The organism is Pseudomonas spelaei (genome assembly GCF_009724245.1).
Classification (GTDB): Bacteria; Pseudomonadota; Gammaproteobacteria; order Pseudomonadales; family Pseudomonadaceae; genus Aquipseudomonas; species Aquipseudomonas spelaei.
This window is the reverse complement of record NZ_WNNK01000002.1, coordinates 208919-223736: the sequence shown is the minus strand read 5'-3', so window position 1 is coordinate 223736 and position 14818 is coordinate 208919. Positions and strand designations below refer to the sequence as shown.

The following is a 14818-nucleotide window of genomic DNA, read 5'->3' as shown; positions in this document are numbered from 1 at the left end:
TCATGCACGGCGAATCTCCAATCAAACGTCGCGTATCGCGCAAAATTTGGGTCGGCTCGGTGCCGGTGGGTGGCGACGCCCCCATCGCGGTGCAGAGCATGACCAACAGCGACACCAACGATGTGGCGGCCACCGTCGCCCAGATTAACCGTCTGGAAGCGGCCGGCGTCGATATCGTTCGGATTTCCGTTCCGGACATGGATGCTGCCGAAGCCTTCGGCCGCATCAAGCAGCTGGTCAAGGTACCGCTGGTGGCCGACATTCACTTCGACTACAAGATTGCCCTGCGCGTGGCGGAGTTGGGCGTCGATTGCCTGCGGATCAACCCGGGCAACATCGGTCGCGAAGACCGGGTGCGCGCCGTGGTGGATGCCGCCCGTGATCGCGGGATCCCGATCCGCATCGGTGTCAACGCCGGTTCCCTGGAAAAAGACCTGCAAAAGAAATACGGCGAGCCAACTCCGGCGGCACTGGTTGAGTCCGCGTTGCGCCACGTTGAACACCTCGAACGCCTGAATTTCCAGGACTTCAAGGTCAGCGTAAAGGCTTCCGACGTGTTCATGGCCGTAGAGGCATACCGTCTGCTGGCCAAGGAAATCGTCCAGCCATTGCACCTGGGCATCACTGAAGCCGGTGGTTTGCGTTCAGGCACAGTGAAATCTGCGGTGGGTCTCGGTATGCTGCTGGCCGACGGGATTGGCGATACTATTCGCATCTCCCTGGCGGCAGATCCGGTAGAGGAAGTGAAAGTCGGCTACGACATTCTGAAATCCCTGCATTTGCGCTCCCGCGGTATCAACTTCATTGCCTGCCCGAGTTGCTCGCGGCAGAACTTCGACGTGGTGAAAACCATGAACGAACTGGAAGTGCGCCTGGAAGACCTGCTGGTGCCGTTGGATGTTGCCGTGATCGGTTGTGTGGTCAACGGGCCGGGTGAGGCCAAAGAGGCTCATGTGGGCCTGACGGGTGGTACGCCGAACCTGATTTACATCGACGGCAAACCGTCGCAGAAATTGACGAATGACAATCTGGTGGATGAGCTGGAACGGCTGATCCGCCAGAAAGCGGCCGAAAAGGTCGAAGCTGACGCTGCGGTTATCGCGCGCGGCTGATCGAACGAATTTAAGGATTTGATGTGAGCAAGTCTCTGCAAGCCATTCGTGGCATGAACGACATCCTGCCCGAGCAGACGCCCTTGTGGCGTTATTTCGAGGCGACGGTCGCGCGCCTGCTGGATAACTACGGTTACAAGCAGATCCGCATGCCGATTGTCGAGTTCACCGAGCTGTTCAAGCGCTCTATCGGTGAAGTGACCGACATCGTTGAAAAAGAGATGTACACCTTCGAAGATCGCAACGGCGACTCCCTGACCTTGCGTCCGGAAGGCACTGCCGCGTGCGTACGCGCTGTTCTGGAACATGGCATCACCGGTGGTGGCCAGACTCAGAAGCTGTGGTACATCGGCCCGATGTTCCGCCACGAGCGCCCACAGAAAGGCCGTTATCGCCAGTTCCACCAGATCGGTTGCGAAGTGTTCAACCTGGACGGCCCGGACATCGACGCCGAGTTGATCGTGCTGACGTGGCGCCTGTGGGGCCAGTTGGGCATCCGCGACGCCGTCAAGCTTGAACTCAACAGCCTGGGCACCAGCGAATCACGGGGCCGCTACCGCGAAGCCCTGGTGGAATTCCTGTCGGCCCACCTGGACAAGCTGGATGAAGACAGCCAACGCCGTCTGAAAACCAACCCGTTGCGGGTACTGGACACCAAGAACGCCGATACTCAGGCGGTGCTGGTAGATGCGCCGAAAATGGCCGACTACCTGGACGATGAATCTCGTACGCACTTTGAGGGCCTCAAGGCTCGCCTGGATGCGGCCGGCATTCCTTACGTCATCAACCCGAAACTGGTGCGCGGCCTGGATTACTACAGCAAGACCGTATTCGAGTGGGTCACCGACAAACTCGGCGCTCAGGGCACCGTGTGTGCCGGTGGTCGTTACGATGGCCTGGTCGAGCAGATGGGCGGCAAGCCGACCACGGGTGTCGGTTTTGCCATGGGTATCGAGCGACTGATCCTGCTGCTGGAAACCCTGGAGCAGATCCCCGAAGAAATTTCCCGTCAGGTGGATGTGTACCTGTGCGCCTTTGGCGAGGCCGCCGAACTGGCAGCCCTGACCTTGAGCGAAAAGGTCCGCGACCAACTGCCTAACCTGCGCCTGCAGATCAATGCCGGCGCCGGTAGCTTCAAGAGCCAGTTCAAGAAAGCCGACAAGAGCGGCGCGTTGTATGCGCTGATCCTGGGCGATGACGAGTTGGCCCAGCAAGTGGTAGGTTTCAAACCCCTGCGTGGCCAGGGCGAACAACAAAGCATTGCCTTTGATGCGCTTGCAGCGCACTTGGCCACCTGCATCGTGCAGGGTTGAAGCTGTCAAACAGCCGATTTAGCGATTAAGGAGTATTGGGGTGTCGAGTACTGATGATGACCAGCTGGCCGAGTTGAAAGACTGGTGGCAGCGCAACGGCAAGCCCCTGGTCACTGGCGGCTTGCTGGCTTTAGTGGTGGTGTTCGGTTGGCAAGCCTGGCACAAGTATCAGGGCAACCAGTCCCAAGGTGCCTCGATCCTCTATCAGCAACTGTTGGAAACCACGCTGACGCCGGATGGCAAGCCTGATCCTGCCCAAGTAGCGGACCTGGCCGGCAAGCTGAAAAGCGAATTTGGCGGTAGCGCCTACGCCCAGTACGGCAGCCTGTTCGTCGCAAAAGTTGCGGTCGATACCGGTAAGCTGGATGACGCAGCTTCCGAGCTGAAAGCCATCACCGACAAGCCGGTCAACCCGACTCTGGGTGAAATCGCACGTCAGCGCCTGGCACAGGTACTGGCGGCACAGAACAAGCCTGACGATGCACTGAAACTGCTCGACGGCGATGCTGACAAGGCATTCCTGGCTACTCGTGAAGAGCTCAAGGGCGACCTGTTGGTCCAATTGGGTCGTACCGACGAAGCCAATGCTGCGTACCAAAAAGCCAAGGCTGCGCTGTCTGATGAAGCGGCGGTCGGTGGCTTACAAATCAAGCTGGACGACTTGGCCAAAGGGGATGCATGACGTGATCCGTTGGAAACATGCAGCATTGCTGGCTCTGGCCGTTTTGGCCGCGGGTTGCAGCAGCAACAGCAAAAAAGAACTGCCTCCTGCCGAGCTGACCAGCTTCAAGGAAGAAGTGGTCCTGCAAAAGCAGTGGAGCCGTTCCGTCGGTGACGGTCAGGGCGACCTCTACAACCTGTTGGTACCGGCAATCGACGGTGACAACATTGTGGCTGCTGACTCCACTGGCGTGGTGATGTCCATGGACCGCATGAACGGCGACGTCAAGTGGAAGAAAGACCTCGACGTGCCGGTGTCCGGCGCTGTTGGTGTGGGTTACGGCCTGGTGATGGTGGGTACGCTGAAAGGCGAGATCATTGCGCTGGACTCGACCAACGGTGAAGAGAAATGGCGCGCTCGCGTGACCAGTGAAGTGCTCGCAGCACCTGCCAACAATGGCGATGTCGTTGTTGTGCAGACTCAGGATGACCGCGTGATCGGCCTCGATGCCGCCACCGGCACCCAGCGCTGGTTGTACGACAGCACCCCGGCAGTCCTGACCTTGCGCGGTACCAGCGGTCCGATTGTGACCAATAACCTGGCAGTGGCAGGCTTGTCGACCGGTAAAGTGGTCGGCCTGAATATCCAGAACGGCGTGCCGGCCTGGGAAACCCGGGTAGCGATTCCACAGGGTCGCTCGGAACTGGATCGCGTGGTGGACATCGACGGTGGCTTGCTGCTGTCGGGTGAAACCATTTATGTCGCGACTTACCAGGGCCGTGTGGCTGCGCTGGACCTGCAAAGCGGCCGGATCAACTGGCAGCGTGATGCCTCCAGCTACGCCGGTGTCGCCCAAGGGTTTGGCAGCGTCTATGTCAGCCTGGCGTCCGGGACTGTTGAAAGTGTCGACGAGCGTTCCACCACAGCACTGTGGAGCAACGACTCTCTGGCTCGCCGCCAGTTGTCGGCACCGGAAGTGTTCTCCAGCTATGTAGCGGTAGGTGACTTTGAAGGTTACCTGCATCTGCTGAGCCAGGTAGACGGTCGTTTTGTCGGTCGCGAACGCATTGACAGCGACGGCCTGCGTGTCCGTCCGCTGGTGGTAGGTAATATGCTTTACGTGTTTGGTAACAGTGGCAAGCTGGAAGCCCTGACCATCAAGTAAAGAACTATGCTTGGGGTAACCCCCAGGCGGCCCTGCTTCGGCAGGGCATGCGGCACCTTCGGGTGCTGCCCCGAGCACCAGCCGCTGCCTTGCAGCGGCTTTTGTATTTTCTGAAATAACGAAGTGGAGAGCCGCATGGTTCCCGTAATCGCCCTGGTGGGCCGACCCAATGTCGGCAAGTCCACCTTGTTCAACCGCCTGACCAGGACTCGCGACGCCATCGTCGGCGACTTGTCCGGTCTGACCCGTGATCGCCAATACGGTGAGGCAAAGTGGCAAGGGCGCTCCTACATTCTTGTCGACACCGGCGGTATCTCCGGTGACGAGCATGGCATGGACGAAAAGATGGCCGAGCAGTCGCTGCTGGCCATTGAAGAAGCCGATGTCGTGTTGTTCCTGGTGGATGCCCGTGCGGGCTACACCGCTGCTGACCAGATGATTGGCGAGCACTTGCGTAAGCGCAACAAGCGTTCCTACGTGGTGGCCAACAAGATTGATAACATCGATCCGGAACTGGCCCGTGCTGAATTCAGCCCGATGGGCCTGGGCGATGCAATTCCGATCGCTGGTGCCCACGGTCGCGGCATCACCCAGATGCTGGAAATCTGCCTGCGTGATTTCCCTCGGGATGACGTCGAGGAAGAAGACGGCGAAGAAGAGATCGTTGCCGAAGGTGAGGAAGCCAAGCGCATTCCTGGCCCGAGCGAAAAAGACGGTATCAAGATCGCCATCATCGGCCGGCCGAACGTCGGCAAGTCGACCCTGGTCAACCGCATGCTCGGTGAAGACCGGGTAATCGTTTATGACCAGCCCGGTACTACCCGCGACAGTATCTACATCCCGTTTGAACGTAACGACGAGAAGTACACGCTGATCGACACCGCCGGTGTGCGCAAGCGCGGCAAGATCCACGAGGAAGTTGAAAAGTTCTCGGTGGTGAAAACCCTGCAGGCGATCAAAGACGCCAACGTGGTGATCTTCGTCATGGACGCCCGTGAAGGCGTGGTTGACCACGACCTCAACTTGCTGGGCTTTGCCCTGGAAGCGGGTCGGGCGCTGGTGATCGCGATCAACAAGTGGGACGGCATGACGCCGAGCGAGCGCGACTTCGTCAAGATCGAGCTGCAGCGTCGCCTGTTCTTCGTCGAGTTTGCCGATATTCACTTTATCTCGGCACTGCACGGTACCGGCGTGGGCAACCTTTACGCCTCGGTGCAGAACTCGTTCAAGTCTGCGGTAACCCGCTGGCCGACCAACCGTCTGACCCAGATTCTCGAAGACGCCGTAGGCGAGCACGCACCACCGATGGTCAATAACCGTCGGATCAAACTGCGTTACGCCCACTTGGGTGGTGCCAACCCGCCGATTATCGTGATCCACGGTAACCAGATCGAGAAGGTGCCAAAATCCTACGTTCGCTACCTGGAAAACACTTACCGCCGTGTCTTGAAACTGGTCGGCACGCCGATCCGGATCGAGTTCAAAGGTGGCGAGAACCCATACGAGGGCAACAAGAACAGCCTCACCGATCGCCAGGTAAACAAGAAGCGTCGGATGATGACTCACCACAAGAAGGCCGATAAGAAGCGTCGCGACAAACGCTGATCCTGATCTGTCAAAAGGGCGCCTCTGGCGCCCTTTTTCATGCCCGCCGTATGGGCTATCCTCGGGGGCTTCCCGTGCCGCCGTAGAGCCGGGTGTTCAGCAGGGACTCACCGATGATCACCAGCAAACTGCCGAATGTCGGCACTACTATTTTCACCACCATGTCGCAACTCGCCGCCCAAACTGGCGCGCTCAACCTGTCTCAGGGCTTTCCCGACTTCAATGGGCCTCAAGGTTTGCTCGACGCGGTGGGCAAGCATATCGCCCTCGGCCATAACCAATACGCACCCATGACCGGCTTGCCAGTGTTGCGCGAGCAGGTGGCGGCGAAGATTGCTCGCAGCTATGGTGCCACGGTGGATGCCGACACCGAAGTGACCATCACCCCGGGTGCCACCGAGGCGATTTTCTGCGCGATCCAGGCGGTAATCCGCAACGGCGACGAAGTCATCGTCTTTGATCCCGCCTACGACAGTTACGAGCCCTCGGTAGAACTGGCGGGCGGTCGCTGCGTACATGTGCAACTGGGCCTGGATGGCTTCGCCCTGGATTTCGAGCAAATCAAAGCCGCGCTGTCACCGCGTACCCGCATGATCATCCTCAACAGCCCGCACAACCCCACTGGCGCCCTGATCAGCCGCGCTGAGCTGGACCAGTTGGCCGAGTTGATCCGCGGCCGTGATGTCTACCTGGTCAGCGATGAGGTCTACGAGCACCTGGTATTCGACGGCGTGCCTCACGTCAGCGTGCTGGCCCACGAAGAGCTCTACCAGCGCGCCTTCGTGGTCAGCTCCTTCGGCAAGACCTACCACGTCACCGGTTGGAAAACCGGCTACGTCGTCGCGCCACCGGCCCTTAGCGCCGAGCTGCGCAAGGTGCATCAATATGTCAGCTTCTGTGGCGTGACCCCGTTGCAGTACGCTCTGGCGGACTTCATGGCCGAACACCCGGAACATGTCGAAGAGCTGCCGGCGTTCTATCAGGCCAAGCGCGACCTGTTCTGTGACCTGCTGGCACCCTCGCGTTTCAGCTTTACCCGGGTGACCGGCACTTACTTCCAATTGGTGGATTACTCGCAGATTCGCCCTGACCTGGATGACGTCGCCATGTCCCTGTGGATGACACGCGAACACGGCGTGGCGACGATCCCGGTCTCGGTGTTCTACCAGAGCCCACCGCAAGGCCAGCGCCTGGTGCGTCTGTGCTTTGCCAAACGCGAGGAGACGCTGCGTCAAGCAGCAGAAAAGCTATGCGTGATCTGACTGCACTGCCCAACCTGAATATCGCCCTGGTGCAGACCACCCTGGTGTGGCATGACCGCCAGGCCAACCTCGAGCATTTTGAACTGCTGCTGGAACAGGCCCAAGGTGCTGACCTGATTGTCCTGCCGGAGATGTTCACCACCGGCTTCTCGATGGAGTCGCAAACCCTCGCCGAGCCGGAGCACGGCCCTACCCATCAATGGCTCCAGGCCCAGGCAAAAAAATACAACGCGGTCATCACCGGTAGCGTGATGATCCAGGCAGCCGATGGTAGCCATCGCAACCGTTTGTTGTGGGCGCGGCCGGACGGCGAAGTGTGGCACTACGACAAGCGCCATCTGTTTCGAATGGCCGGTGAACACGACCACTACACCCCCGGCGAGCGACAGGTGCAGTTCGAGCTCAAGGGGTGGAGGATCCGTCCGCTGATCTGCTACGACTTGCGCTTCCCGGTGTGGAGCCGCGATGCGCAGGACACTGATCTGCTGCTGTACACCGCCAACTGGCCTGGCGCACGGCGTCAGCACTGGAACCGCCTGCTGCCGGCCCGGGCCATCGAAAATCTCTGCTATGTAGCGGCGGTGAATCGAGTGGGGACGGATGGCAAGGGCTTTGCCTATACCGGTGACAGTCAGGTCCTGGACTTCCAGGGTGAGAGCCTGCTGAGCGCGGGGGAGGCGGACGGGGTGTTTCAGGTATGCCTGGAAGCGGCGGAGTTGGCGGCGTACCGTGCCAGGTTTCCGGCGAATCTGGATGCCGACACTTTCGAGTTCATCTGAAAGATCTTTATTGCTTGAGAGATGGCTATCGCGGGCAAGCCCGGCTCCCACATTGGGTATGTATTTTTCCAGACAATGCAGACCCAATGTGGGAGCCGGGCTTGCCCGCGATGAGGCCATCAAGGCCAGCGCTGAAATTAACCCAACAAAAAAGGCCCCTGGATTCGCATCCAGGGGCCTTTTGCATTTCAGCGGCGGGTTATGCCGCTTTAGCTTCCAACTGGCTCAACGAGCGGTTCAGCGCGCTGAACACGGCCTTGAAGCTCGCCGTGGTGATGTTTTCATCAATCCCCACGCCGTGCACCGGACGTTCGCCGTTCACACGCAGTTCAATGTAGGCCGCTGCCTTGGCATTGGTCCCGGCACCGATCGCGTGTTCGTTGTAGTCCATGATCTCAACCTTGATCGGCAGGGCCGCAACCAGTGCTTCCAGGGTGCCGTAGCCCTTGCCGTTCCAGCGCAGGTTGGTCTCGCCCTGGCCTTTGCCAGAGACTTCTACTTCCACCGAGCTGTTGCCGTTTTCTTCCTGCAAGCGATGGCTGACCAGCGCGTACGGGGTGTTGGCTTGCAGGTATTCACGCTGCAACAACGCATGAATCTGCGAGGCGGTCATCTCCAGGCCGACACGGTCGGTTTCAGCTTGTACCACTTGGCTGAACTCGATCTGCATGCGACGCGGCAAGCTGATCCCGTATTCCTGTTCCAGCAGGTAAGCGATACCGCCCTTGCCCGACTGGCTGTTGACGCGGATCACCGCCTCGTAGCTGCGGCCGATGTCGGCCGGGTCGATCGGCAAGTACGGTACTTCCCACAGTGCGTCGGATTTCTGCTGGGCGAAGCCCTTGCGAATCGCGTCCTGGTGGGAGCCGGAGAAGGCGGTGTGAACCAGATCACCGACATACGGGTGGCGAGGGTGCACCGGAATCTGGTTGCACTCCTCGACGACCTTGCGCACGCCGTCGATGTCGGAGAAGTCCAGCTCAGGGTTCACGCCCTGGGTGTAGAGGTTCAGCGCCACGGTCACCAGGTCGACGTTGCCGGTGCGCTCGCCGTTGCCGAACAGGCAGCCTTCGACACGGTCGGCGCCGGCCATCAGGCCCAGCTCGGTGGCAGCCACGCCGGTGCCACGGTCGTTGTGGGTGTGCAGGCTGATGATCACGCTGTCACGACGGTTGATATGGCGACCGAACCATTCGATCTGGTCGGCATAGATATTCGGTGTGGCGCACTCGACGGTCGCCGGCAGGTTGAGGATCACCTTGTGCTCGGGCGTCGGGTTCCAGACTTCGATCACGGCGTCGCAGACTTCCTTGGCGAACTCCAGTTCGGTAGCGCTGAAAGTCTCTGGCGAGTACTCGAAGGTCCACTGGGTTTCCGGCTGCTGGGCGGCGTATTTGACAAACAGTTTGGCGGCGTTGACCGCGATGGCCTTGATCCCGTCCTTGTCCTGGTTGAAGACAATGCGGCGGAACGACGGCGAAGTGGCGTTGTACAAGTGAACGATAGCTTTCTTCGCCCCGCGCAGGGATTCGAAGGTGCGGGCGATCAAGTCTTCACGGCCCTGGGTCAGCACCTGGATGGTGGTGTCCTCGGGGATATGGTTGTCTTCGATCAGGGTACGCACGAAGTCGAAGTCAGTTTGCGAAGCGGCAGGGAACGAGGCCTCGATTTCCTTCACGCCGACCGACACCAAGGTTTTCCAGAAGCGCAGCTTTTTCACTGCGTCCATCGGTTCGATCAGCGACTGGTTGCCATCGCGCAAGTCGGAACTGCACCAGATCGGCGCGGCAGTGATGGTCTTCGACGGCCAGGTGCGGTCCGGGATATCGATGGTCGGGAACGCGCGGTATTTCGAAGACGGGTCTTTGAGCATGCTCATCAGAAAAATCCTTGTTGTAGGGCCGAGAAGAGGCGGCCTGCCGGAAAGCGTTTAGGGATAAAACCGGGGACGAGGCCGTTCGATTCAGCCTGGCAGTCGTGCGCTGACAAGGCACAGGCTGCGGTGCTGGCGAAGCTGAATGAGGGTGTGAGAGGTTTTCATAAGCTCAACCCTAACCGCGGGGGTGAAAGATGGCAAGCTGTTGAAAAAAATTGAGAGAAGTTCTTCTATTACCGTCTGAAACAAGATTTTATGGTTGGGAATGGGGGATAGATTGGTTTTGTTTGCGCACCCGTTGCTGGGCGCGCAATTGAGGTGATTTACTGCTTAAGGCTGGAACGCCCCGATAAAAATCGCCGGATCCACGCGCGCATCATTCAGGCTGATATTCCAATGCATATGCGGCCCGGTCGCCCGTCCGGTGGAGCCTACTTTGCCGACCACGGCACCACGCGCCAATTGCTGGCCCACGGTCACATCGATCTTCGACATATGGCAAAACATGCTGATGAAGCCCTGGCCATGGTCGACAAATACAGTGTTGCCGTTGAAGAAGTAGTTGCCGGTCAGAATGACCTTGCCCGCTGCCGGAGTCTTGATCGGCGTGCCAGCACCGACCGCAAAGTCCAGGCCCGAATGCGGGTTGCGTTCCTCGCCATTGAAGAACCGGCGCACACCAAACTTGCTCGACAGTGGCCCGTTGACCGGTTTGTCCAGCACCAGGTTACTCGGTGTGTTCGGGCTGAAGCTGCGGTACGCCTTGAGCTGGACCGCCAGTTCACCTTCGATGCGTTTCAACTGCGCCGGGTCCGGGTTCACCTGGCTTTTGTTCTTCAAGGTGATGTGCTGTTCCGGGTATTTCTTGTTGCCCACCGTGAACGGCAAGTTGCGCGCACCGCTGCTGATCTGCTGGCTGCCAGGCTTGACGGTCAGCGGGATGCCGACAATCGCCAGCCAGTTGTTCTGTTCCTTGACCACCAGTACCGGTTTGCCTTGATAGGTAGCCTTGGGCGCCGTCGCCGAAACACCCAGGTCAACCACCGCAACGCCACCGGGTACCGGCTTATTCAGTATACGGGTGATGTAGCTGTCGGCATGGGCATTGAAGGTCAGGCACAACAGCATCAACAAGCTTAGAAAACGTGGCATGCATCAATCCAGTAGCGAAAGGGTGACGGGTGTCAGGTGGTTGTCTTCCACCCGCACTTGCAGTTGGCCTTCACCGAGACGCGCGGTGAGGCGCTGGCCGGTGTGGGTTTGCGCGGCATTACGAATCGCCTGGCCGCGCTCATCCAGCAAAATGCTGTAGCCACGGCCCAAGGTTGCCAGTGGGCTGACCACTTGCAGCGTTTGCACTTGGCTTTGCAGCTGCAGGCGACGTGCCTTGAGGCCTTCGCGCATGGCGCGGGGCAGGCGTTCGGCGAGGCTGTCCAGGCGCTGGCGCAACAGGGCCAGTTGACGGCCGGGGTGCTGGCCGGCAAGGCGGGTTTCGAGGCGGATCAAGCGTTCGCGACGGGTATTGAGGCTGCGCTCGAAGGCGCGGCGCAGGCGCATGTCCAGGTCGTCCAGGCGCTGGGCTTGCTGACGCAGGCGTTCGCCAGGGTGACGCAGGCGACGAGCCATGCCTTCCAGGCGCAGACGGTCATGCATCAGGCGGTTACGCATGCGCATCACCAGGCGCCGGTGCAGGCTTTCAACTTGGCGCACCAGGTCGTTGGCGTCCGGCGCGAGCAACTCGGCGGCTGCAGACGGCGTAGGTGCGCGTACATCGGCCACAAAGTCGCTGATGGACACATCGGTTTCATGGCCGACGGCGCTGACAATCGGCGTCACGCAGGCATCCACGGCGCGGGCCACGGCCTCTTCGTTGAAACACCAGAGGTCTTCCAGAGAGCCACCGCCACGGGCCAGGATCAGCGCGTCGAAGCCACGGGCATCGGCCAGCTTCAAGGCGCGGACGATTTGTGCCACCGCTTCACGGCCTTGGACTGCCGTGGGGATCAGCGTCAATTGCACTTGCGGCGCACGGCGGCGGAACACGCTGATGATGTCGCGAATCACTGCGCCGGTGGGCGAACTGATAATACCAATGCGTCGCGGATGAGCGGGCAGCGGCACTTTGCGTTCGGCGCTGAATAACCCTTCGGCACTGAGCTTCTCCTTCAACGCATCGAAGGCCAGGCGCAGGGCGCCATCGCCGGCCGGCTCCACCGTGTCGAGGATCAACTGATAGTCGCCACGGCCTTCAAACAGCGAGACCTTGCCCCGTACCTTGACCGCCAGGCCGTCCTTCAATGCCTGTCGCACCCGCGCGGCGTTCTGCCGAAACAGCGCGCAACGCACTTGGGCGCCGCTGTCCTTGAGGGTGAAGTACACGTGGCCGGAGGCCGGGCGAGCGAGGTTGGAGATTTCGCCTTCGACCCAGATATTGGTGAACACGTCTTCCAGCAACACCCGCGCGCGGCCGTTGAGCTGGCTGACTGTCAGGACTTCGCGGTCCAGGCCCAGACGGGCAAAGGGATCTTTAATCATGGGCGGCAGTTTATAGGCATTCGTGCAGGGTTTGACAGAATTGCTCCACCAACGCCGTCGGCGCTTGTCGACAGGCCAGGGCGATGGTGCTTTGGCTGTCGGGATCGGCCAGCGGCAAGAAATGGATGTTGGCGGGCGCAATGTCCTGCATCGACTCGGGCAGCAAGGCGATCCCGAACCCGGCCTGGATCAACTGCAATTGGGTGGTCTTGCGCGACATCACTCGTGCGGCCTTGGGGAAAAATCCGGCACGCATGCACAATTCGGCGGACAGATAACTCAGCCCACCACGCTGGGGGTGCGGGATCGAAATAAACGCTTCGTCCCGTAACTGGGCCAAGTCGATACCGCCGGCCGGTGTGTCTTGGGCCAAGGGGTGATTCGGCGGCACTGCCAGTAACAGCCGTTCGCTGTATAAAGGCACGATTCGCACACCTTCGCGCTGGCGCAATACCGGCAAGCGCAACAGCCCTGCATCCAGCCTACCGTCGGCGATTTCTTCCAGCTGCGCTTCGGAGGACAGTTTGACGATGTCCATCGACACGCCAGGGCACCGCTCAAGATAAGTACTGATCCCTTGCAACAGGCGGCCGCTCATGGGCACGGTGCTGGAATGGCTCAGGCGCAAGGTGCCGAGTTGGCCATTGCCCACTTGGGTGGCCATTTCACTGGCTTTGAGCAGTTCGCCCAGCAGGTTGCGTGCGCGTGGGTAAAAGGCTTCCCCGGCCGCCGTCAGCCGTGGCTGGCGGGCCGTGCGTTCGAACAGCGGGGTTTTCAGGAGGATTTCAAGCTCCTTGATCTGCCGGCTGAGGGCTGATTGCGCGACGAACAGCCGTTCGGCAGCGGCGCTGAAACTGCCGCTCTCGGCGATTTCGACGAAGTAGCGCAGTTGACGGGTGGAAATCACAAGTCATGCCTTTTCGAGATGGGTGAGTGGCTTTGAAGATATTAGTCGCAACTCGCGGTGATGGCTAAAGTGACTGCCGTCATCTTCAAGGAATGCCTCATGAACTGGGTCGAACTGCTTAACCAATGGGCTTTCAGTGGTGTCGACTGGCTGGTGATCGGTGTCGGGATTGTCGTGGCTTATATCGTGTTTGGCATCGCCGGGTTCGGTACGGCGCTGGTGGCGGGGCCGATCCTGATTCTGTTCATGCCGTTGTCGAAGATCATCCCGTTGCTGGTGCTGCTGGATTTTGTTGCCGCCTTTGGCAACCTCCTGCAGTCGCGGCGGGACGTGAACAAGCCGGAACTGTTACGGCTGCTGCCCTGCATGATGATCGGTTGCACCTTGGGCGTGATCTTTCTGCTCAATCTCCACTCGAACCTTTTACTGCTGCTGATGGGACTGTTCATCAGTGCCTACGCGATCTATAGCCTGTTGGTGAAAGCTCGCCCCACGCAGTTGGCGGCCGGCTGGGCCATTCCCATGGGCACTGTCGGTGGCTTGTTTGGGGCGTTGTTTGGCAGCGGCGGCTTTTTATATGCGATCTACCTCAACAGTCGTTTGCCCAAAGACCCGGCGCGGGCGACCCAGAGTGCCTTGATCAGTTGCAGCACGGTGGTGCGTTTGAGTCTGTTTTTGCTCGCCGGGGTGTATGCCGAGCTACCGTTGCTGGTGTTGGCGGTGTGCTTGCTGCCGGCGATGGCCTTGGGGCTGTGGGTCAGTCGGCGGCTGACCCTGCGTATGTCCCGTGAGGCGTTCGTGCGGCTGGTGACCTGGCTGGTGCTGGCCAGTGGCATTGCGTTGATTGCCCGGTACTTGAGTACTTGACCTGTTTTTTTCAGGGATTAAGCTGCCGTCCTCCCGGGCCTCATCGCGGGCAAGCCCGGCTCCCACAGTTGATTGCATTCCAATGTGGGGGCCGGGCTTGCCCGCGATGAGGCCAGAAGCCACACCGCAGGACACCCAGGCCTCATGAACTCCCAAAGCATCCTTGTCCCGAAGATCTCCACATTGCCCGTCCACGAACCCCGGGCCCGGGCGATTGTGCGCTGGCTGGTGCGCAAGAACATCGTCAAGGAAGAGCTGACCACTTGCGGCCGTACCGGCAACCGCATGGCCTATGCCCTGGCTGACGGCGCCCGCGCCGTGGTGCTGCACCCCGAGGCGCTGCCGTTCAACGAACCGGTCAATGGCCTGGAAATCATCTACAAACGCTGCATCTACACGCCGGCCAAGGGTTTTCTCGAGGAAGCAGGCTGCCCGGAGTGCCTGAAAGAAGTCGGCGAAGCGCTGTTCGAAAGCCTGGAAGACTGGATGCCCGGCCACACCGATAACTTCACGTGCCCGTTGTGCGGTCATGAAGACGACATCAACGGCTTCCTGTACCTGCAGGAGTGCGGCTTTTCCAACCTTGGGTTCATCTTCAATAACTGGGCGGAGGCGGGGTTCAAGCAGAGTTTTATCGACGAATTTGCCGATTGGTTGGACCAGAAGATGAGTTGGGTCAAAGTCGAGCTTTAACCCTTCTATCAGTATTACCAAGTTTGTCAGAGTTTTACATTGA

Annotated in this window: 13 protein-coding genes; 9 read left to right on the top strand and 4 right to left on the bottom strand. The window is 59.8% G+C overall.

Annotated elements, in window-relative coordinates:
- Positions 1 to 2 precede the first annotated feature (2 nt).
- The 7 genes from ispG to GNF76_RS03075 all read left to right on the top strand — a co-directional run bounded on the left by ispG (position 3) and on the right by GNF76_RS03075 (position 7897).
- The gene (gene ispG, locus GNF76_RS03105) at positions 3 to 1112 is read left to right on the top strand and encodes a flavodoxin-dependent (E)-4-hydroxy-3-methylbut-2-enyl-diphosphate synthase (RefSeq protein WP_155581716.1); all 1110 of its coding nucleotides are present in this window, start codon (positions 3 to 5) and stop codon (positions 1110 to 1112) included.
- Between the two features lie 23 nt (positions 1113 to 1135).
- The gene (gene hisS / locus GNF76_RS03100) at positions 1136 to 2425 is read left to right on the top strand and encodes a histidine--tRNA ligase (protein ID WP_178123156.1); all 1290 of its coding nucleotides are present in this window, start codon (positions 1136 to 1138) and stop codon (positions 2423 to 2425) included.
- Between the two features lie 40 nt (positions 2426 to 2465).
- Positions 2466 to 3107, top strand: a complete 642-nt coding sequence (locus tag GNF76_RS03095; protein ID WP_169353095.1) for a YfgM family protein — start codon at positions 2466 to 2468, stop codon at positions 3105 to 3107.
- Positions 3100 to 4251 carry an outer membrane protein assembly factor BamB gene (gene bamB, locus GNF76_RS03090; RefSeq protein ID WP_155581715.1) on the top strand — a complete coding sequence of 384 codons (1152 nt, stop codon included), beginning with the start codon at positions 3100 to 3102 and terminating at the stop codon, positions 4249 to 4251. Before GNF76_RS03095 ends, bamB begins: the two co-directional genes overlap by 8 nt.
- Before the next feature lie 135 nt (positions 4252 to 4386).
- A complete protein-coding gene (gene der / locus GNF76_RS03085) occupies positions 4387 to 5856 on the top strand; it encodes a ribosome biogenesis GTPase Der (RefSeq protein WP_155581714.1) in 1470 nt (489 codons plus the stop codon).
- A 113-nt stretch (positions 5857 to 5969) separates the two neighbouring features.
- Positions 5970 to 7118, top strand: a complete 1149-nt coding sequence (locus tag GNF76_RS03080; RefSeq protein WP_155581713.1) for a pyridoxal phosphate-dependent aminotransferase — start codon at positions 5970 to 5972, stop codon at positions 7116 to 7118.
- Positions 7106 to 7897: an amidohydrolase gene (locus GNF76_RS03075; protein ID WP_155581712.1), complete on the top strand. Its 792-nt coding sequence runs from the start codon at positions 7106 to 7108 to the stop codon at positions 7895 to 7897. Before GNF76_RS03080 ends, GNF76_RS03075 begins: the two co-directional genes overlap by 13 nt.
- Before the next feature lie 199 nt (positions 7898 to 8096).
- Here the strand turns inward: GNF76_RS03075 and leuA are convergent, their stop codons facing one another.
- From leuA to GNF76_RS03055, 4 genes are all read right to left on the bottom strand, one after another.
- Positions 8097 to 9776 (bottom strand): 2-isopropylmalate synthase, encoded by a 1680-nt coding sequence (leuA, locus tag GNF76_RS03070; protein ID WP_155581711.1) that lies wholly within the window; start codon positions 9774 to 9776, stop codon positions 8097 to 8099.
- Positions 9777 to 10103: 327 nt separating this feature from the next.
- Positions 10104 to 10925, bottom strand: a complete 822-nt coding sequence (locus tag GNF76_RS03065; RefSeq protein ID WP_155581710.1) for a peptidoglycan DD-metalloendopeptidase family protein — start codon at positions 10923 to 10925, stop codon at positions 10104 to 10106.
- Positions 10926 to 10928: 3 nt separating this feature from the next.
- Positions 10929 to 12308 (bottom strand): exodeoxyribonuclease VII large subunit, encoded by a 1380-nt coding sequence (xseA, locus tag GNF76_RS03060; RefSeq protein ID WP_155581709.1) that lies wholly within the window; start codon positions 12306 to 12308, stop codon positions 10929 to 10931.
- A 10-nt stretch (positions 12309 to 12318) separates the two neighbouring features.
- Positions 12319 to 13215, bottom strand: coding sequence for a LysR substrate-binding domain-containing protein (locus tag GNF76_RS03055; protein WP_178123155.1), 897 nt, complete (start codon positions 13213 to 13215; stop codon positions 12319 to 12321).
- A 99-nt stretch (positions 13216 to 13314) separates the two neighbouring features.
- On the opposite strand from GNF76_RS03055, the gene GNF76_RS03050 reads away from it, so the two are divergent.
- Both GNF76_RS03050 and GNF76_RS03045 read left to right on the top strand, forming a co-directional pair.
- A complete protein-coding gene (locus GNF76_RS03050; protein WP_155581708.1) occupies positions 13315 to 14082 on the top strand; it encodes a sulfite exporter TauE/SafE family protein in 768 nt (255 codons plus the stop codon).
- A gap of 144 nt (positions 14083 to 14226) precedes the next feature.
- On the top strand, positions 14227 to 14775 hold the full coding sequence (locus GNF76_RS03045; RefSeq protein ID WP_155581707.1) for a sugar ABC transporter ATPase: 549 nt from the start codon (positions 14227 to 14229) through the stop codon (positions 14773 to 14775).
- The last annotated feature ends 43 nt before the right edge of the window (positions 14776 to 14818 follow it).

Bases quoted from the DNA above. Each gene is read 5' to 3' on its own strand.
- ispG (WP_155581716.1), top strand. From the start codon at position 3: ATGCACGGCGAATCTCCAATCAAACGTCGCGTATCGCGCAAAATTTGG.
- bamB (WP_155581715.1), top strand. From the start codon at position 3,100: ATGCATGACGTGATCCGTTGGAAACATGCAGCATTGCTGGCTCTGGCC.
- der (WP_155581714.1), top strand. From the start codon at position 4,387: ATGGTTCCCGTAATCGCCCTGGTGGGCCGACCCAATGTCGGCAAGTCC.
- GNF76_RS03080 (WP_155581713.1), top strand. From the start codon at position 5,970: ATGATCACCAGCAAACTGCCGAATGTCGGCACTACTATTTTCACCACC.
- GNF76_RS03075 (WP_155581712.1), top strand. From the start codon at position 7,106: ATGCGTGATCTGACTGCACTGCCCAACCTGAATATCGCCCTGGTGCAG.
- leuA (WP_155581711.1), bottom strand. From the start codon at position 9,776: ATGAGCATGCTCAAAGACCCGTCTTCGAAATACCGCGCGTTCCCGACC.
- GNF76_RS03065 (WP_155581710.1), bottom strand. From the start codon at position 10,925: ATGCCACGTTTTCTAAGCTTGTTGATGCTGTTGTGCCTGACCTTCAAT.
- xseA (WP_155581709.1), bottom strand. From the start codon at position 12,308: ATGATTAAAGATCCCTTTGCCCGTCTGGGCCTGGACCGCGAAGTCCTG.
- GNF76_RS03050 (WP_155581708.1), top strand. From the start codon at position 13,315: ATGAACTGGGTCGAACTGCTTAACCAATGGGCTTTCAGTGGTGTCGAC.
- GNF76_RS03045 (WP_155581707.1), top strand. From the start codon at position 14,227: ATGAACTCCCAAAGCATCCTTGTCCCGAAGATCTCCACATTGCCCGTC.